The sequence below is a fragment of the Kinneretia sp. DJ1R-11 genome (assembly GCF_025717595.1).
Classification (GTDB): Bacteria; Pseudomonadota; Gammaproteobacteria; order Burkholderiales; family Burkholderiaceae_C; genus Paucibacter_A.
Genome location: NZ_JAJIRR010000002.1, coordinates 406,320 through 425,005 on the forward strand (window position 1 = coordinate 406,320; position 18,686 = coordinate 425,005).

The window sequence follows — 18,686 nt, forward strand, 5'->3', positions numbered from 1 at the left end:
GCTCTTGAGATGAATGCCTCACAAGCCTTGCCCGTTCGGCCGCTCGACCTTATGCAGACAGGCAAACACGGCCATGACGGAGGAGTCCCAGAAGTTCGATGGCTCGCCTACTTCACACCCACTGAAGCGCGGGCTGGAGCTTCGGCGCTCGCTGGGGCCGGGGCATGCGGCGTGGCCAAGACCTGCAGGCGGTAGTACTGCGTAGCTGCACGGCCGCCTTCCGCTTCGGAAAGCACGGCCGCGCGGAAGTTGAAGGTACCGGCCTGCACGGGCACGCCGCTGAGCAGACCGTCGGAGCTCAGCGTCAGGCCGGTCGCGTCCAGATCCGGGCTCAAGAGCAAGAAACGAAGCGGCGGCTCGCCGCCCTCGGCAATCAGCGGTCTCACGTACGGGCGCCCGAGCACAGCGGCTGGCAGCCCGATTCCCTTGAACTTTGGCGTGAGCGCTCTCTTTGCGCCGGACTTTGCACTGGCGTCGGCCAAGGGCTGCCTTGCCTTCGCAGCCTGCGCTTCTTGCGCTTGTGCCCATCCATCCAAAGGCATCGACGACAGACAGACCAGAAGAAGCGCGGGCAGGAACCCAGACAAGAGGCAGGGGGTGGTGCTGCGGCCAGGCAGCGATAGGGCACAGAACATGGGTGACAACTTGGTCGGTGGGCTTGGCGGATAGCAAGGAGCTGGCCGCAGAAAGGTCACCTTGACAAAGAGGTTCAGCACCTCGATTGAAGACTCTCTCATAGGCAGCTACATGCTCGGGGAACATCTCAGAATACTGTGGATAGCCACCGTCGTAGACACAGACCTGCAGGCCATCGACTTCACCGAGTTCCGTTGACACTTCGATCAGACCGAAGTCGCGCTGGCGATCACCAGCACAGCCCCTCAATCCAGCCCGCCAAACCCCCAAACCCCACGGGCTTTCGGCAGCAGCTCGCTGCCCAGCGCCGCCGCCAGGGCCAAGCCGCGCTCGCTGTTGCTGAGCAGCACAAAGCCGTCGCCGCTGTGAACAGACGCCATGGCGAAAGCGCGGTAGCCGGGGTTGTTGCCCCATTGCCAGAGGTAGGGGCCGCCCTCGGCCTGTTCCAGGCCCCAACCCTGGCCCCAGCTCAGGCTGAGATCAGGAGCCACCGACACCGCACGATCGAGCAGCAGCGCCAGCAGGGCCGGATCGCGCAGCCAGGCGGACATCAGGCGCGCGTAATCCGGGGCGCTGGTGATCAGGGACGCAGCGGCGTTGGCGCGCTTGAACTCGATGGGCTCGACCGGGCCGCCCAGCCAAGCATGGCCGGGCACCAGACGCGCTCGCAGCTCGCCATCGGCCGGGCTCAGGCGCAGGCGTGAGTCGCGCATGCCGAGCGGCTCGAACACGCGGGCCTGCATCAAGGCTTCGAAGTCCTGCCCGCTGACGGCGCTGAGCACGGCCTGCAGCAGCACATAGCCTTCGCCCGAATACTGCCAGCGCTGACCGGCCTCGAAGTCCTGGCGCAGCAGGCCCCAGGATGAGCCCCAGTTGGGCAGGCCGCTGCTGTGGTTCAGCAGGCAGCGCAGTGGAATGCGTGCCAAGGTGGCGGCCGAGAGTTCGGCTTCGGCACCGGCGGCAGCCGGCTTGCGGGAATAGCCCTGAGGCAGGTACCGCGAAATCGGTGCGTCCAGTTCCAGCTGACCCTCGCGCACCAACTGCAGGGCCAGGTAGGCCACCACGGGCTTGGTCAGCGAGGCGGCTTGGAACAAGGGTGGCGGCCCATCGGCCAAATCCGTGGCGTGTGCAGGCGCGGTGCAGCCGCCTCGCAAAAGACGCTGCGACTGCGCTTGTCCGCCCTTCAGGGTGACGATAGCGGCCAGGCAGATGCTTTGCTGGGCCGCCAATTGCGCGAGATCCTGGCCACGAAAGCTGCGCAGGTCACGGCTGGCACAGGCGCTGCCGCCCAGCGCGGCCAGGCCGGCGAGCAGCAGATGGCGGCGCTGCGAACTGAATGGGCTCATGAAGACAGTCCCTTCACTGGGTGCTGAAGGACCAAGCGAACGCTGCCTGCAAGCAAGAACAGTGCACAGGTGGCAAATGGTGTGGCGGCCAGCAACTCACCGCCGAGCAGAAAGAGCAGCTTGTCCAACTCACAAAGAACCGAGTACCTGCGGCCGCAAGCATGCTGCAGAGACACCGCCCCGGCTGCCGTTTGAATGCCAAGCGCAGCGATACCGATGGCAAAGAAGACGCCCGCCAAGCCCAGACTGCGGCCGGGCAAGGCGAAGTTCACCCAAGGCAGGGCCGCAAAAAACACCAAGAGGGAGGAAAGCCCAATGAAGATGGGATCGGTGAGCGCCTGCGGGGCGGCCAGCAACAAGGCGCAGGGCGCAGCGATCAGGCTGATGGACAGAAGCAGTTTGCAGCCGGTCCAGATGCGCTCGAACATGTGATCAAGATGGCTGTGTCGTCGTCGGCGAAGCCCGGCTTCCCCGAGCTCGCACCCGCCTGTGATTGGGTGCCGGTATCTATTCGGTTAGCTGGCGGCACACCGCAGCGTCCGAAGAAATGTAGCACCGGGCTAGCGTGGTTTTGTGCGCAAGCCGTAGCCGCCATACGCGGCCCCAACTATGCCGCAGGCCCGGCACCGGTGCGGACTTTTCGCCGAGGCGACCCGTTCGGCAGCGAGGTGGGCGCCCAAGCGGCGGCTATCAGCACGCGAGTCGTGAGCGCCGCACAGTTCAGGCTGCGCGCGCCGTTCGGCGGCGCAGGCCAACGCCGCACACCAAGGCCAAGCCCACCAGCGCCAGGCTGCTCGGTTCGGGGACGCTGTGCGGGGCGTTGTCAAACGCTGCAGTGAGTTGCCTGCCGATGGCAAAGGGGTCGGACAACTGGCCATAGGCGCTGCACAGTTCGTCGCTGCTGCAGGGGCTCAGAGAGGCTTCGACCCAGGATCGAACGGAGAAGCTGTAGGTGTCCGTGCCGGCATCGCCGGGAATGGCCACACTGCCGTGAAAGGCTGAGGTGGTGTAACCGCTGCCATGCCCCGCACCACCCAATGCATCGTGGTTCGAGTCGTAGCTGGTGCTGCCGTCGTGGGTTCTGTAGCCGCCGGAACTGGAGAACACCGAAATGCCGTTGATCACGATGTCGTAGCCGTAAAAGCCGTAAGAATCGGTGTTGCCACTGCCGCCGATTTGAATGGGCGCAATGTCGAAGGTGAAGGTCGTCGGCACATTGCTGCGCGAGAAGGGCACGCTATTGAAATAGTTGTACGAGGTTCGCGCATAACCTTCCACCTGGACGTCTGCGAGCAAGTCGTACTTGCCATGCTCGTCCACCGTGGCCATGGCCAGGGCCGCGCCGCGGCCGTAAGAGCCGCCTTGGAACAGAGCGCCCGGAGCGTCAAAGGTCAGCACGGTCTGGTCGTGCCGGCCATGTCCGATATCGGTGGCCAGGGTGACGACGGGCGCAGCCTGCGCGGTGGCACACAGGGCGAGCAAGGCCGTGGCAAAAAGTGAAGCGTGTTTCATGGGCGTTGTGGGCAATGAGTGGCCGTGCTGACCGAATGGGCGAACGAGCGGACGAGGCTGAAAACAGGCCATCTGTTCCGATCGCTGCGCAGTCTATTCACGCCATTGCCCAACGCATCCCATGTACGGGCCCTCTGTTTCCAAGGCCACGATTGCTGGGATGAAAGCGCCTGAGCCTAAGCCCAGGATCAGCGGCTCGCCCCAGCCAACATCACTTCCGCACAAGCCGGGCTTGGCACCGCCACATACTGCCCGGCGAAGCGTGGCAGGCCGGTGGCAGCATCGACGGCAAACACCGCGACATGGTCGCTGCGCTGGTTGCAGACGTAAAACCAGCGGCCGCAGGGCGAGAAGCGGGCGCTGCGCGGGTAAGAGCCGCGCGTCCATTCATGCGCGATCAGGCGCGGGGCGCCGTCCGCGGCCAGGGCGAACACCGCGATGCTGTCGTGCAGGCGGTTCAAGGCATAGAGAAAGCGCCCGTCGGCCGAGACGATCAAGTCGGCGGCGAAGTTCGTACCGGCAAAGCCCTGGGGCAGGCTGCTGATCTCGGCGCGCTGGCTCAGGCGGCCGCTCTGCGGCTCCATCTGCAGCCAGGCCAAGGTGGAGGCCTGTTCGTTGAGCAGGTAGAGCTGGGTCGCGTCCTTGGGGTGGAACACGAAATGGCGCGGGCCGGCGCCAGGGCTGAGGGCTAGGTCTTGCCTGCGGCCCAGGGCACCACTTTCCGGGTTGAAGGGCCAGACGGCGAGCCGGTCGCGGCCCAGGTCGCTGGCCAGCACAAAGCGGCCATCGGGCGTGCTCAGCGCCATATGCATATGCGGCGCCTCATGGCCGCTGAGGGCAAAGCTGCCCGGTGGCCCTGTGACCGCGCGGGCCGGGCCGACCCGGCAGTCCTCGGGCTGGCTTCGATCGCAGCTGGGGTGCAGGCCCACAGGGCTGAGCTGGCCGTCGGCCGCGCGCCGCAGCACGGCCAGCTCGGCACTGCCGTAATGGGGCACGAAGGCAAAGGGTGCGCTGGGGTGCAGGCTCAGGTGCACAGGGCCCTGGCCGCCGCTGGGCAGGGCTTGCAAGAGCTGCAGCGCGCCATCGGCCTGCTGGCGGTAAACATGGACGCTGCCGCCGCCTTCATTGGCCGCATACAGCAGCCCGGGACGGGCCAAGTCGGCCTGCAGCCAGCTGGGGCTGTGGGGGTTGGGCGTGAGGCCGGCCGGGCGCAGGTGGCCGGTGGCGGGGTCGGCGGCGAAGCGGTAAATGCCTTCGCAAGTCGGGGCGTAGCCACCGACATGGACGCTGAAGGGTGCCGGCGAAGCGCCGGCCAGCGACACCATGGGCGTCAGCGCCGCCATCAGCAGCAGGGCCCGGCGTTGACGGGCGTGGGGAGCGTGGAGTTCATGGGGCACAAGCAGGCGATCACAAAACCGCTGAAGCGAAGGGGACGGGGCGCAGTATCACCCGGCCGGCCCGGCCGCTGGCAGACACAAAAAAACGCGGGCCTTGCCGGGTCGGGTGCCCGGGCAAAGCCCGCCCAAATCCGCCGCTTGCAAGCGTGCGGCGGAGAGGAGACAGGGTTCTCCAGCGCGCTCAGTAGTTGACGGTAGCGCGCACGCCGAACATGCGCGGCGGGTTGTAACTGTTGAAGGTGTAGCCGCCGGCCATGCCCTGGCCCATCCAGTTCTTGATGATGTTGTTGCTCAGGTTGGTGCCCCAGAGCTCGACATTCCACTTGTCGCCGGCCGGCGACAGGCGGATCGAGGCATTCCAGTCGGTGTAGGCCTTCTGGAAGTCGCCGATCTTGTCGTTGTCGAGGTTGCGCACAGTGAAGTACATGCGGCTCTGGTGGCGCATGCCGACCGTCGGCGAGAGGCTGAAATCGCCCAACTGGATGTCATGCGAGTAGTTCAGCGCGAAGGAGGTCTTGGGTGCGTAAGGCAGCTGGTTGCCAGTCACGTCCAGGATGCGGCGGCCGCGCTTGCTGGGGTCGCTGCCCAGGTAGACCGGCGCGCATTCGGGCGCGCCGAACTCCTGGCGGTAGCCGCACATCCAGCTGTCGTCATAGGTCGGGTAGGACTTGACCTTGGCGTCCAGCCAGGCGAAGTAGCCCGAGAAGTTGCCGCCGGCCCAGGGCAGCAGCTTGAACTCCAGCTCCAGGCCCTGAATCTTGGCGTCGCCGATGTTCTCGGTCTTCCAGGCGTTCACCACATCGCAGGCTGGCTCCCAGTCGGCGCAGACGCGGGTCAGCTTTTTCTGACCGACAGCGGTGGAGCCGGTCACATGCATGCCCTTGTACTGGGTGTTGAAGTAGGTGGCGCTCAGCTCCAGCTTGTTGTTGAGGTGGCGGCCCTTGTAGCCCAGCTCGAAGTTCTTGGTGGTCTCGGGGCCGTAGTCCAGGAAGCTGTACTTCTTGCTGCCGCCGTCCACGCATTCGCCACCGCCGCAGGTGTCGAACTTGTCGCCAAAGCCGCCCGGACGGTAGCCGGTGGCCAGCGAGGCGAAGACCATATCGGTCTTGTTCAGGTCGTACTGCAGACCGAGGCGGTAGGTGCTCTTCTTCCAGCTCTTGCTGTAGCTGTTGACGACCGGCTCGGGGTAGACGCCCAGGCCGGCAAACGGGCCCATGCCCAGGGTCAGGTCTGAACCATTGTGCGGCGTGCACAGGCCGGGCTCGCAGGGCGGCTTGAACTTGCCGTTGTAGTACCAGGGCGTGCTGGCGTCCCAGAGGCCGGCCGAGATGCCGCCGTTGTCGCTGCGCTTGTCGCGGCTGCTGCGCACGCCGACGGTGGCGGTCAGGCGCTCCGTCAGGGCCAGGTCGCCTTGGGCGAACAGGCCTTGCGATTCAATGCGGCGGTCCGGCTGGGCGTAGAACTGCCCCTGCGGCATGGCGTAAGGCGCGGCGACCAGATTGTCCTGGGCGAAGTTGATGGCGTTCTTCTCGTTCAGGAAGAAGGCGCCGGCGACATAGCGCCAGTCCTTGGTCTGCTGCTTGAGCTGGAACTCATGGACCCAGGACTTGTAGTTCGAGTCCAAGGTGTAGCTGGCCTGGTCGATGGCGTGCTGGCGGCCCCAGTTGCCCCAGGGCTGCATGATGTCGACCTCGCTGTCCAGCCAGGTCTGGCCGCCATCGTCATCGTGGTTCTGGGCGCGCTTCTGCACCGCGTAGGCCACCTTGTAGCCCAGTTCCGTCTGGGCATCGAGCTTCCAGACCAGGTTGCTGCGCACGGTATCGATCGTCATGTCGATCTTGCCGGGCACATTGATGATGGTGCTCCAGTGGCCCTTGGGGCCGCAGGCCCATTTCGTGCCTTCGGCCTGGGCGCAGTCCTTGAGGCCGATGTCGCCGGCGCCACTGTTCTGGAAATGCTCGAAGCCGCCGGTCCACTCCAGCGCCTTGCTGATGGCCCAGCGCGCGGTCAGGCGGGCGGCCCATTGGTCGGAGTTGCCGTAGGCGTCGGCGGCACTGACCTTGCGGTTCAGGCGCTGGTCGGTGTCGGGCTTGCCGTCGGGCGTGAACTTGCCCTTGCCATCGGCCGTGGGCAGCTTGACGCCGCGGTCGCGCAAGTCTTGCTCCTGGTCGATATAGCTGTCGCGTTTGTCCACCATGAAGGCGGCGCGCAGGGCGAAGTTGTCGCCGAAGCTCTGGTTGTGGACCACGCGCAGCTGCTTGGCGTTGTAGTTGCCAAGCTGGGCCGAAGCCCAGCCATAGTTGCTCTTGAAGTCGGGCTTGGCCGGGATGACGTTGATGACACCGGCCGTGGAGTTGCGGCCGAACAGGGTGCCCTGGGCACCGCGCAGCACCTCGACCTGGTCCAGGTCGAACATCAGCGCCAGCGAACCCTGAGGGCGCGGCGAATAGATGCCGTCGATGTGGATGCCCACGGCCGGGTCGCCGATTTCGGTGAAGTTGGTCGAAGTGACGCCGCGGATGGAGGCCAACACGCCCGAGTCGCCACTGGACAGGCCCAGCTGCAGATTGGGCACCGCGCCGCTCAGATTGAGCAGCTCCTTGACGTTCTGGCGCACCAGCTCGTCGCCCTGCAAGGCCGTCACCGAGACGGGGGTCTTGAGGGCGTCGGTGGCCACGCGGGTGGCGGTCACCGTGACCTGGGGCAGCTCGGTCTTCTCAAGCTTCTTGGCGTCTTTCTTCTCGTCCTTGCCGGCATCGCCTGCGGTCTGGGCCAGGGCGGGCAGGCTCAGCAGGCTCACCAAGGCGGCGGCCGCCAGGGCGGTTGGGGTCATCAGGCGTCGGGCGCGGGGTTCAGCGGGGCTCATGTTTTTTGTCTCCATGCGTTTTTGCTAACGAAAACTCGTCGGTCTCGGTTCCATCACGTCTGGGGGCGGCCAACTGCTCCAACACCCATGCTCTTTTTTGCTCTTTTTGGCACTTCTTGCTTTTCACTCCTGGGCGCACGCCTTCGTGCACTCCTCTTTGTTCTCTCTCGGCCGGCGCGCCGGAACGCTCAGCAGCCCAAAGGCTCGCTCAGCGGCACCTCAAGCAAGCCGCTTGCGCGGCGGTAGAAATCGATGCGGCGGTTCAGCTTGCGCAGGGTGTTGGGGTCGGCGCCCTGGTCGCACTCGATCACGCCGTTGATGGCCCGCGTGGTGGCGCCGAAACCCTTGCCGGCCCACATCGCCTCGTGGGCCGACTGCGGCGCCACGCCGGGCTGGGTGGTCCAGTACCAGAGCGCGGTCTGCCAGGCCACGGTGGCATCGCGCGCCACGCGGTCGGGGTCGGCCCAGAGGTCCAAGCCCAGGGCCTCGCCGGCGGCCTTGTACTGGTAGTTCCAGCTCAGCTGGATGGGGCCGCGGCCGTAGTACTGCTGGCCGGGCGCGCAGCTTTCGCCGGGACCCTGGCGGCAGTACTGGCCCCAGTTTTCACGGCGGTACTCTCGCTGCGCCTTGAGCTGGTCGGATTCATGAGCAATCTGGGCCAGAAAGGCGGCCATCTCCTGGCGCTTCTGCAGCTCGCTGCCACGCGCCGCAAAGGCCGGCGTCTGGCGCACGGCCTGGGCAAAACCCTCATAGCTGTAAAAGGCGATGCGTTCGGGGAAGAGCTGGTCGAACTGCGCCGGGCTGGGCAGGAACTGCGCCGGGGTCTGCGCGGCCGCCCAGGGCGCCAGCAGGGCCAGCGCCGCCAGCAGCAGGGCGCGGGCTGACGCGGCTTCGCCTGCTGCCATGCGGCCAAGTTGGGCTCCTCGGCGGAGGGGCCGCGCTTGCTGCGTCGCTGTCATGCCGGGCTTCATATGCATTCGGGGAGGCGAAAGAGGTGACGGTGCTGGCAGCGTTCGGCGGGCCCAAATGGGCACTGCTGAGGCTGCGGGAGCGACTATCCAACGCCTTGCCTACACGGATCGATAAGACATCATTAAGGTCACCTTAAGGCCCTGCCCTGTCGGGGGGTCGTCGGCATTGCTAGAGTCGCCGCCATGAAAATCTGTTTGGTGGAAGACGATCTGGAGTTGGGCCGGGCCGTGCAGGCCCTGCTGCAGGACGCCCAGCACGAGGTGATCTGGCTGCGCCGGGTGGCCGATGCCCGCTTCTGGACGGCCGAGCAGGACTTCGACGCCGTGGTGCTGGACCTGGGCCTGCCCGACGGCAACGGCATGGACCTGCTGCGCAGCCTGCGCCAGGCGGACCGCAAGCTGCCTTTGATCGTCATCACTGCGCGCGACAGCATCGAAGACCGGCTCAGCGGCCTGGACAGCGGCGCCGACGACTACCTCGTCAAGCCCTTCGCCGGCCCCGAGCTGCTGGCCCGGCTGAGGGCAGTGGCGCGCCGCGCGGGCGTCGAGGAAGGCGAGGACTCGCCCCACCAATGGCAATTCAAGGACCTGCTGCTGGACGAACACCGCATGGTGTTGAGCCGGGGCGGTGAGCGCATCAACCTCTCGCGCAGCGAGTTCGCCCTGCTGCTGACCCTGCTCAAGCTGCCCGACCGCGTGGTCACGCGCCGCCAGCTGGAGAGCAAGGCCCTGAACCAGACCGACAGCCGCAGCCTCGATGTGCACATGTCCAATCTGCGCCGCAAAATTGGTGAGGGCTATATCCGCACCGTGCGCGGCATCGGCTACCTGATCGAGACCGGTCCATGAGCGCTGGCCCTGTCCCCCACGCCGCCGCCCCGCGGCCGCCAGCCCACCGCTCGCTGTTCAAGCGCAGCCTGGGCGCGGTGTTCGCGGTGATCTTTCTGACCTGGGCGGCCCTGATCGCGCGCGAGCTGATCGACATCGGCCTGCTGCAAAGCCGCAATGGCCAGGCCGAGAACCAGCTCTGGGCCGAGCTGGCCAAGCTGCAAGCCCTACCCCATCTGCAGCAGCCGGCCGTCCTGGTTGAGCGCATGAACGGGCTGGACGGGCTGCTGCGCGACGAGTGGCGCCACAAAGGCCACCGCGCTCCCTTCTACCTGCTGCAGGTCTGGCATGAAGGCCAGCTGCTGCTGCGCGTTGACCCCGACCTCAGCGGCCGCGCCCGCGGCCAACCGCAGGAAACGGTCTTCGCCAGCGACGCACGCTGGCTCTATGCCGAGGCCAGCGAGCCAGAGCTAGGCCTGATCGTGCGACGCTGGCAAGAGCGCCCGGGCGACTGGCACTTCTCCCTGGCCGGCTTCAGCTACTACGCCCGCCCCCTGCTTTACGGCCTGCCCCTGCTGATCCTGCCGGTCTGGCTGCTGTTCCGGCTCGGCTTCGCGCCGCTGCAGCGCATCGGCCAGCAGATCTCGCAGCGCTCGGCCAAGGACTTGTCGCCCCTGCCCGAATCGCCCTATGTGGAACTGGCGCCCGTGGTCAACGCCGTCAACTCGCTGATGGCACGCCTGCAGCTGCGCCTGGACCGCGAGCGCGAGTTCCTGCTCGACGCGGCGCACGAGCTGAAGACGCCGCTGGCCGTCGTCAAGCTCAGCGCCGAGGCCCTGGACCAGGGCAGCGACCCGGAGCGGCGCGCGGCCTCGGCCCAGCGCCTGCACCAGGGCGTGGACCGCGCCACCCACACCGTGCACCAGCTGCTGGCCCTGGCCCGCTCGGGCGCCGACGCCCAGGACATGGCGCAGCGCGAGCATGAGCTGGTGGCCCTGGTCAGCGACCGCGTGGTGCTGGCCACGCCCATGGCCTTGAGCCGCGACATCGAGCTGGAGCTGCAAGCGCCCGAGGAATGCTGGCTGCGCATCAACCGCGAGTCGGTCGGCGCCCTGATCGACAACCTGGTGACCAACGCCATCAAGTACTCACCCACAAACGGCCAGGTGCTGGTGCGCATCAGCGACACGCCCGAAGCCGTGGTGCTGGAGGTGCTGGACCAGGGTCCGGGCATCCCGGCCGAGCTGCAGGCCAAGGTCTTCGAGCGCTTCTACCGCATCCCAGGCCAGGAAGAACATGGCAGCGGCCTGGGCCTGGCCATCGTCGAGCGGGCGGCCGCCCAGCATGGCGCTCGCGTGCAGCTGGGCGTCGGCTTGGGCGGCCGGGGGCTCGCGGTGTCCGTGCGTTTTGTGCGTCAGGCCTTGACGGCGCTCACGCCGAGCCCGCCAGCCGAAACCTGAACGGCGCGCTCAGGGGTGGCCGGCGAGTCGCTATAGTCCCGCCCTCCCTCGCTACCCCTGCGCTCTCAACAAGCCCCAGCCCATGAGCCTGGCCGACCTCCGCGCGGCGCTGCACGCCGAACTGGCGGCCACGCCCGAGTTCTACGACTTCAAGGTCTTGCGCAGCGAGCGCGAGGGCACGCTCTGGCGCGTCAGCCTGGAGCCGGGCTATGTGTTCGCTGAAGGCCAGCGCCCCGGCACCGCCTCGGCCCAGAGCCTGCTGGACGACAGCCTCGACGGCGCCGCCGCCTGGTGGGGCGCCCCGGTCAAGGGCGGCGCCAGCGTGCTGGCCGTGCTGCCCGAGGACGACCAGCTGCTGCTGCAAAACGCCAGCAGCCCGCCGCCCGGGCCCGAGGCGCTGATCCGCCTCTACCCCAGCCGCTTCCTCAAGGCCGTGAGCGATGCCTGGTGGGACACGCCCTGGGCCGAGCGCGCCCTGGCCACCCTGCCCGCCCTCGGCGCACCGCCCGCCTGGCCCGAGGGCCCGCTGCTGACGGGCGCACCGTTTCGCTGGCTGCGCCCGGGCCAGCGCCAGGCCCTGGGCTTGCTGCAGCAGCAGGCCGCCTTCCTCTGGGGCCCGCCCGGCACCGGCAAGACCACCACCTTGGGCGTGATGCTGGCCGAGTACCTGGAGCAGCGGCCGCAGGCCCGCGTGCTGCTGCTCTCCAGCACCAACCAGGCCGTGGACCTGGCCACCCTGGCGGTGGACAAGGCGCTGGAGAAAGGGCGGCGCGAGCCCCTGCGCGCCAGCGTGCAGCGCCTGGGCACCCGCTTCGACGCGGCGGCGTTTGAGGGCCGCGAGCACCTGATCCCGGCCCAGGACCGCGAACTGATCCAGCGCCTGGCGCGCGCCGAGGCCGCCCGGCCCAGCGGCCGCGCCAGCGCCGGCGAGGCCAGCGCGCTGAAGGCCTGGCATGACCGCGTGCAAGACCTGCGCGAACAGCTGCGCGCCTCCTCGCTGCAAGTGCTGCAGCGCTGCCGCCTGGCGGCCATGACCACCACCCGCGCCGCCTTCACACTCAAAACCCTGCGCGCCCTGGCGCCCGAAGGCCAGGGCGACAGCAACCCGCCCTTCGATTTGTTGGTCTTCGACGAAGCCAGCCAGGTCAGCCTGGCCCATGCCCTGGTGCTGATGCCGCTGGGTCGCCAATGGCTGTTCGCGGGCGACCCGCAGCAGCTCTCGCCCGTGCTGCGCAGCCGCGAGCGCGAGGCGCGCCGCTGGCTGGGCCGCTCGGCATTCGCCGAGATGCCGCGCCAGGGCCCGGCCCTGGCCCTGCTGGACGAGCAATCGCGCATGGCTGCGCCCATCAGCGATTTGGTCAGCCAGCTCTTTTACGAGGGCGCGCTGCGCGTGGCCGCCGACGCCTGCGCCTCGCCCGCCTGGCTGCAGACGCGCCAGCGCCGCTTCGCCAAGGTGCCGGCCGAGTCCCACATCCATGTGCAGACCATGCGCGCCTCGGGCGCCTGGTCGGCCGCCGACCGAGGGCCGCTGCGGCGCGAATCGGCCGAGGCGATTGCCGACATGATCGAAACCGCCCTTGCCAAAGGCCCCGGCGGCGGCTGGCAGCCGCATGAGCTGGTGGTGCTGACGCCCTTCCGTGCCCAGCGCGCCCTGATCCGCCAGCGCCTGCGCGCCCGCGGCCTGCCCGAAGCGCAGATCAAGGTCAGCACCGTGCACCGCGCCCAGGGCAGCGAGGCACCCGTGCTGCTCTTCGACCCGGTGGACGGCAGCCAACCCTTTTTGCAGACCGAGGAAGCCCAGCGCCTGTTCAATGTGGCCTGGAGCCGCGCACAGGCAAAACTGATCGTCTTTCTGGCGCCCGGCGACAGCGCCCACAACCCGTTTTTGGCCCCCATCGTCCAGCGCCTGCGCCTGGCCGGCGACACCCGGCCCGTGCACGCCTTGCTGGAGCTGGCCGCCCAGCCCGGCTTCCCCGCCAATGCGCTCGGTTTGCGCGTCAGCGCCGGCCGCTTGCACGGCGAAATCAGCCAACTCAGCCCCGACGGCCGCCAGCTCGTCTTGATCAACGAACGCAGCGGCGCGGCCGTGCCCATCGATGTGGCCTTCTGGCGCAGCAAAGCGCTTGCTCAGGTGCAGCCCTCAACCGGGTGACAATGCCCGCCATGGCACAAGGCAAACGCATCTCCGTGGACATCGACGAACAGGCGCTGTCCTCCATCCGCGCCCTTGGCGCGGCCGCCAAGCAGGCCCGGCTCGCCGCCGGCGAAGGCCAGGCTACCGCGGCCACCCGCCTCGGCGTGCATGTGCAGACCATCGCCCGGATTGAGTCCGGGGAGCCCGGGGTGTCGGTGGGGCATATGCTGGGCTTGTTGGCGCTGTACGGCTTGACGGTGACGCTTCAACCGCCGAGCAACCACTGAGCCGCAAAGCAAGGGCCGCACGGTGCCTGCCCGCTGAACTCCCGCACTTCACACAAGGACTCGCCCGCATGCAGCACACCGGTTCCTGTCACTGCGGCGCCGTCCGCCTTACCTTGCCTGCCACGCCCGAGACGGCCACCTCCTGCAACTGCTCGCTGTGCCGCCGCGTCGGTGGGCCCTGGGTCTACTTCGAATGGGGCACGGTGCAGATCGACGCCGCGCCCGACACCTTGCAGGCCTATGTCCAAGGTGACAAGACCCTGCGCACCATGCGCTGCCGGCACTGTGGCTGCGTGACGCATTGGGAGCCGATCTCCGCAGAGACGGGCGGCAAGCACGGCGTCCACCTGGGCAACTTCGACCCGGCCTTGATCGCCTCGGTGCGAATTCGCAGGTTCGACGGGGCGGAGACGTGGAAGTTCTTGGATGATTGAGGGGCACGCTGGCTAGGCAAGTGTGGTCGCTCAGGGAGGAATTGTTTCTGAGCTATGCGCTGTCTTGCCTGTGAAGAGTGCATGCTCAAATCTTGCGCAGAATTCGCCGCTTATCTGCAACTAGCAAGTTATGCGTCGAAATTGCGTTGTGTGCGTCCATCGGTTCACGTTTCACCATCCAAGCAAGAGAGCTCAAACATGAAAGCCAGCGAACGTTCATCGCAGATTTGGGCCGTTCTTGCATGGGCCGCAAGAAGCAGACAGAACATCACCTATAGCCAGCTCGCTCAAGCTACGGGTGCCTTTACTGGTGGTCTCGGAGCATGGCTCGAGCCAATCCAGTCTTACTGCATCATCAACAAGCTACCGCCACTTACAGTTCTTGTCGTTCAACAGGAATCAGGAATGCCAGGCTCAGGCTTCACTGGCGCCACTGCAGCCGAACTTGCTACAGCACAGGCTAGAGTCTATGCATTCAGCTGGCTGGAACACGGGAATCCAGGAGCAGAAAGTCTAGAACAGGCAGCCAAGCAAATGCCCTCGAATGGCGTTCCAAACAGAGACCCCTAACTATTTTTTCAAACGGGCATTCGGCTTGATATGGCGCGGAAAAGTCAACGTGTGGCAGAGCGACGAGATTTCGAGGCATTCACTCGCGACTACCCGATCCCGCCAGGAGAAATCGAATACTCCGATAAGCCAGATGTCCTCATACACGCGGATCGGATTATCGGAGTCGAGTTGGCAAATCTACACAAAGTCGACGGAGCGAATCCGACGAGTGAGAAGGTGCAGGGCCTACGCAGAACCGAAGTGATAGAAATCGCCGAACGAAAGCATCGAGCTCTAAACGGCCGCAACATTGAACTTTGGGTCGACTTCAATCCGGAGTACCCAATCGTCAAAGTAGGTGACACGGCAGAAGCTCTTCTCTCAGTCGCGACACGCATCGCCAATGAACACGCTGGGCACCAGAGCTTCAATGCTCTCGAAGAGTGCCCCGAAATTCGATTCTTGTTTCACAACGGAAAAGAGTACCCGGACGCGAAGTGGAGGCTTGCGCAAAGCCACGATGTCCCGAGCTTGCTTTTTGAGCGGGTCAAGGAGATTGTCGCGATCAAATCAGCAAAGGCGCAAAAATACCAGAACTGCGACGAATACTGGCTCTTGCTAACTGTCGACTTCTGGGATCCCTCCCAAGATCAGTACATTGACTGGCCGCATGGAGTTTCTATCGACACGACTCCCTTTTCGAAAGTTTTGCTTTACAAACCAGCCTTTCGACAGGTTGTCGAAGTCCAGCAGTGATATGGGAAGCAATGTGGTGAAGATCTGGACCAAATTCTCCACGACCGCCCATCCTGGGCCGAACCCGCGCAATGGCCACGCCCAGTTAGCTCTGTAGGTTAGGCCACACGTTGAACCGGCGCTGATTAACTCTCTCGAAACACATACTCGGTAGCACCTGCGCAACCCATAAAGCATAGGCTGCCTCGACGCCCCGCTCACAATCTGAGGAGCGCCAATAGAGGCGAGCACCCCATGCCAACTCTGACTCCCTGCGACTGGCCACGCCGCGCCGTCACCCTGCTGCTCCTTGCCTTCGCCTTGTCAGGCTGCGCCCATACGCCTCGGACCTCACCCGAGCCCGCCGTCAACACACAGAGCCTGGACGAAACGGTGCGGCGCGCCATGGCCGCCACCGGTGCCCGGGGTCTCGCGCTGGCCGTGATTGACGACGGCCAGCTGGTGTTCACCAAGGCTTACGGCGTGCGCAACGCCAGCGGCGACCCGCTGCAGGAGGACACCGTGATGTACGGCGCCTCGCTGACCAAGGCCGCCTTCGGCTATCTGGTGATGCAGCTGGTCGAAGAAGGCCGGCTGGGCCTGGATGTGCCGATGGCGAACTACCTGCCGCAGCCGCTGCCAAGCTATACCTCGCCGGACATCGTGCGGCGCTACTCCGCGTTTGCGGGCCTGGCCCGCGATGAGCGCTGGCGCCGGCTGACCGCCCGCATGCTGCTCACACACAGCAGCGGTTTTGCCAATTTCTACTTTCTGGAACCCGACCAGCAGCTGCGCATCCACTTCGAACCGGGCAGCCGTTATGCCTACTCCGGAGATGGGCTGATCCTGCTGCAGTTCGTGCTGGAGCAAGGGCTTGGATTGGATGTCGGTGCGGAGATGAATCGGCGGGTGTTTGCGTCGAAGGGCATGAGCCGCACGAGCATGATCTGGCGAGCTGACTTTCGGCCCAATCTGGCCGACGGCTTCACCCTGGACGGGCGGCCAGTGCCTCACGACGAGCGCAGTCGGGTGCGCGCCTCGGGCTCCATGGACACCAGCATTGCCGATATGGGCCGCCTCGCCGCCAGCTATGTGCGCGGCGATGGTTTGAGCGCTGCCGCGCGAGCCGAGCTGACCCGGCCGCAACTCCCGATCACCACGCGCAGCCAATTCCCTTCGCTCCAGCCGGCGCTCGCCACGCCACCCTACCCATCACTGGGCGCCGCGTTGGGCGTGATCGCATTCACCGGACCGCAAGGTGCCGGCTTCTTCAAGGGCGGGCACAACGACTCCACGGCCAATATCTGGGTTTGCATCGAGTCAAGAAAGCGCTGCCTGGTGATGCTCTCCAACGATGTGCGGGCCGAGCCGGCCTTCCCGGCCCTGGCGCAGGCCGTGCTCGGCGAGACCGGCCTGCCCTGGGCCTGGGAATACGGCGACATGAAGTTCTGGTCGCCGGAGCGCTGAGTCCGGCGCTCGCTGATGGGGATGGCGCCAGGGCTTCAGCTTCATCTGTTCCCTAGTCCTGCCCGTCGAACCTGGCTATGCAAGCAGCCGCGGATGGCCCCGCGTGTCAATCGCTGCGACACATAATCCCGCATGAAACTCATCGTGGCTGTTCATTTCGAGGACGCGCAGGCGACCAGTGCCACTGCTGCTGCGGTGGCTTTCGACGCCTGGGATGCGGCGGAAGCGACCCGCACCTACCTCTCACACATCGTCCATGTCGAGCCGGCGGTCCGAGGAACGCTGGACCTGCGCGAGCTGCCCTGCGTGATGCAGCTGCTGCGCGAGCACAAGCTGGAGCCCGAGCTCATCTTGATCGACGGTTTTGTGCATCTGGATGCCGATGAAACGCCGGGCCTGGGCCAGCACATCTTTCACGCCCTGGGAGGCAGCGTGCCCATCGTCGGCATTTCGAAAAAGCGCCTGCCGGGCCTGACGGCGCAGTTCGAGGTGATGCGGGAAGATGAGGAGACGCAGCCGCTGCTGGTCACCTGTGCGGGCATCGACATCGGCGCGGCCAAGGCTCGCCTGCGGGCCATGCACGGCAGGAAGCGCGTGCCCACGCTGATGAAACTCGTCGCGCGCCTGGCGAAGAACAAGGGCTGACTGCGGCCGGCGTCAAGACCATGCAAGGCGTTCTCTTCATCTGCAGCATGAACCGCTGGCGCAGCCCCACGGCCGAGCAGATTTTTTCCGAGCATCCTGGCATCGAGTGCAGCTCCGCCGGCCTGAACCATGGCGCTGAAAATCCGCTGACACCTGAGTTGCTGGCGTGGGCAGACCTGATCTTTGTGATGGAACGCAGCCACAAAGACAAGCTGGCCCGTGACTTCAAGCCCCATCTGCTTGGCAAGCGCGTGATCTGCCTGAACATCCCCGACAACTACAAGTTCATGGACCCGGCCCTGGTCAAGCTGCTCCATGCAAAAGTCGACAGATTTCTGCCGCGAGCCGCTGAACGATCTGCCTGAGCGCGCCGAGAACCGGGCGGCCCTGGCGCGGGTCCGGCGCATCTCTCCCGTGCCGACTCATATTGATTGCATGGGAAAGGAGAGCTCTTTCACTGATACCGCCGAGCCGCCCAGTGCAGAATCTTGCTCAAACTGCGCGCAGCCTGCCCTTGAACTGCAGAGCAGAACGAGCAACTGCTGGTCGTGCCCTTGGCCGGCCCGTTTGACCAGGAAGCGTTCCATGAACATCTTGAAGCGAAACCATGTCAGGGTCATCGGTGAGACCGGGCCCGTGCTGCTCTATGCCCATGGCTTCGGCTGCAACCAGGACATGTGGAGCCGCGTCACGCCCGCCTTTGCCGGCACGCACCGTCAAGTGCTGTTCGATTACGTCGGCAGCGGCCACTCGGATCGTGCCGCCTTTGACACCCAGCGATACACCGAGCTGAGTGGCTACGCCCGAGACGTCGTCGAGGTTTGCGACGCGCTGGGGCTGCACGAAGGGGTGACCTTCGTTGGCCATTCCGTCAGTTGCAGCATTGGCATGCTGGCATCGATCGCGCGGCCTGAGCTGTTCAGCCAACTCATCCTGCTGGGCCCATCGCCTTGCTTCCTGAACGATCCGCCCGGCTATTTCGGTGGCTTCGAACGCGAAGATCTGGAGGGCTTGCTGGCCCTGATGGACCAGAACTACATGGGCTGGGCCCAGTACCTGGCGCCTGTCGTCGCCGGCGCCTCCGGAGCAGGCGAAGTGGCGAGCACCCTGAACGACAGCTTTTGCTCCACAGACCCTGCGGTGGCCCGCGTGTTCGCGCGCGCCACCTTCTTCGCGGACAACCGCGCGGACCTGCCCAAGGTGCCACGGCCCTCGCTGCTCTTGCAGCACCACCGCGACAACCTGGCCCCCGTGAGCGTCGGTGAGTATCTGCACGCCCACATGCCGGCAAGCACCTTGCGCATCCTTGAGGTGGAGGGTCATTGCGCACACATGAGCAACCCCGCACTGGTGATCGAGGCGATGCAGGAATACCTGGCTTCGTCCACCGCCGCCTCAGCCGCCTGATATGAAGCC

At 66.0% G+C, this 18,686-nt stretch carries 19 protein-coding genes; 11 read left to right on the top strand and 8 right to left on the bottom strand.

The features are described from left to right. Positions 1–107 precede the first annotated feature (107 nt). From LNV23_RS05825 to LNV23_RS05855, 7 genes are all read right to left on the bottom strand, one after another. Positions 108–386 (bottom strand): hypothetical protein, encoded by a 279-nt coding sequence (locus tag LNV23_RS05825; protein ID WP_263562110.1) that lies wholly within the window; start codon positions 384–386, stop codon positions 108–110. A 495-nt stretch (positions 387–881) separates the two neighbouring features. Further along, positions 882–1,982, bottom strand: coding sequence for a serine hydrolase domain-containing protein (locus LNV23_RS05830; protein ID WP_263562111.1), 1,101 nt, complete (start codon positions 1,980–1,982; stop codon positions 882–884). Next, positions 1,979–2,341 carry a hypothetical protein gene (locus tag LNV23_RS05835; protein WP_263562112.1) on the bottom strand — a complete coding sequence of 121 codons (363 nt, stop codon included), beginning with the start codon at positions 2,339–2,341 and terminating at the stop codon, positions 1,979–1,981. Before LNV23_RS05835 ends, LNV23_RS05830 begins: the two co-directional genes overlap by 4 nt. A gap of 361 nt (positions 2,342–2,702) precedes the next feature. Continuing rightward, positions 2,703–3,494, bottom strand: coding sequence for a PEP-CTERM sorting domain-containing protein (locus LNV23_RS05840; RefSeq protein WP_263562113.1), 792 nt, complete (start codon positions 3,492–3,494; stop codon positions 2,703–2,705). Between the two features lie 188 nt (positions 3,495–3,682). Continuing rightward, positions 3,683–4,891, bottom strand: coding sequence for a lactonase family protein (locus LNV23_RS05845; RefSeq protein ID WP_263562114.1), 1,209 nt, complete (start codon positions 4,889–4,891; stop codon positions 3,683–3,685). Positions 4,892–5,072: 181 nt separating this feature from the next. After that, the gene (locus tag LNV23_RS05850) at positions 5,073–7,757 is read right to left on the bottom strand and encodes a TonB-dependent receptor (RefSeq protein ID WP_263562115.1); all 2,685 of its coding nucleotides are present in this window, start codon (positions 7,755–7,757) and stop codon (positions 5,073–5,075) included. A gap of 188 nt (positions 7,758–7,945) precedes the next feature. Then, a complete protein-coding gene (locus tag LNV23_RS05855) occupies positions 7,946–8,662 on the bottom strand; it encodes a chitinase (protein ID WP_263562116.1) in 717 nt (238 codons plus the stop codon). Positions 8,663–8,911: 249 nt separating this feature from the next. Between LNV23_RS05855 and LNV23_RS05860 the strand changes: the two genes are divergently transcribed. From LNV23_RS05860 to LNV23_RS05905, 10 genes are all read left to right on the top strand, one after another. Next, complete coding sequence (locus tag LNV23_RS05860; RefSeq protein ID WP_263562117.1) at positions 8,912–9,577, top strand: response regulator transcription factor; 666 nt, start codon at positions 8,912–8,914, stop codon at positions 9,575–9,577. Further along, positions 9,574–11,016, top strand: a complete 1,443-nt coding sequence (locus LNV23_RS05865; protein ID WP_263562118.1) for an ATP-binding protein — start codon at positions 9,574–9,576, stop codon at positions 11,014–11,016. Before LNV23_RS05860 ends, LNV23_RS05865 begins: the two co-directional genes overlap by 4 nt. An 82-nt stretch (positions 11,017–11,098) precedes the next feature. Then, positions 11,099–13,168, top strand: a complete 2,070-nt coding sequence (locus LNV23_RS05870) for a DEAD/DEAH box helicase (RefSeq protein ID WP_263562119.1) — start codon at positions 11,099–11,101, stop codon at positions 13,166–13,168. An 11-nt stretch (positions 13,169–13,179) separates the two neighbouring features. Then, entirely contained in the window at positions 13,180–13,437 is a 258-nt protein-coding gene (locus tag LNV23_RS05875) for a helix-turn-helix domain-containing protein (RefSeq protein ID WP_263562120.1), read from the top strand. Positions 13,438–13,505: 68 nt separating this feature from the next. Further along, positions 13,506–13,871, top strand: coding sequence for a GFA family protein (locus tag LNV23_RS05880; RefSeq protein ID WP_263562121.1), 366 nt, complete (start codon positions 13,506–13,508; stop codon positions 13,869–13,871). Between the two features lie 198 nt (positions 13,872–14,069). After that, positions 14,070–14,441, top strand: coding sequence for a hypothetical protein (locus tag LNV23_RS05885; RefSeq protein ID WP_263562122.1), 372 nt, complete (start codon positions 14,070–14,072; stop codon positions 14,439–14,441). 51 nt (positions 14,442–14,492) lie between these two features. Beyond that, positions 14,493–15,179, top strand: a complete 687-nt coding sequence (locus LNV23_RS05890) for a hypothetical protein (RefSeq protein WP_263562123.1) — start codon at positions 14,493–14,495, stop codon at positions 15,177–15,179. A gap of 234 nt (positions 15,180–15,413) precedes the next feature. After that, a complete protein-coding gene (locus LNV23_RS05895; RefSeq protein ID WP_263562124.1) occupies positions 15,414–16,625 on the top strand; it encodes a serine hydrolase domain-containing protein in 1,212 nt (403 codons plus the stop codon). A gap of 132 nt (positions 16,626–16,757) precedes the next feature. After that, entirely contained in the window at positions 16,758–17,270 is a 513-nt protein-coding gene (locus LNV23_RS05900) for an endonuclease V (protein WP_263562125.1), read from the top strand. A 20-nt stretch (positions 17,271–17,290) separates the two neighbouring features. Beyond that, positions 17,291–17,635 carry a low molecular weight protein tyrosine phosphatase family protein gene (locus LNV23_RS05905; RefSeq protein WP_102768840.1) on the top strand — a complete coding sequence of 115 codons (345 nt, stop codon included), beginning with the start codon at positions 17,291–17,293 and terminating at the stop codon, positions 17,633–17,635. A gap of 57 nt (positions 17,636–17,692) precedes the next feature. Here LNV23_RS05905 and LNV23_RS05910 read toward each other — a convergent pair whose 3' ends face one another. Beyond that, complete coding sequence (locus LNV23_RS05910; RefSeq protein WP_263562126.1) at positions 17,693–17,857, bottom strand: hypothetical protein; 165 nt, start codon at positions 17,855–17,857, stop codon at positions 17,693–17,695. Here LNV23_RS05910 and LNV23_RS05915 point away from each other — a divergent pair. Continuing rightward, positions 17,856–18,677: an alpha/beta fold hydrolase gene (locus LNV23_RS05915; RefSeq protein WP_263562127.1), complete on the top strand. Its 822-nt coding sequence runs from the start codon at positions 17,856–17,858 to the stop codon at positions 18,675–18,677. The two genes, LNV23_RS05910 and LNV23_RS05915, sit on opposite strands and share 2 nt — an antisense overlap. The last annotated feature ends 9 nt before the right edge of the window (positions 18,678–18,686 follow it).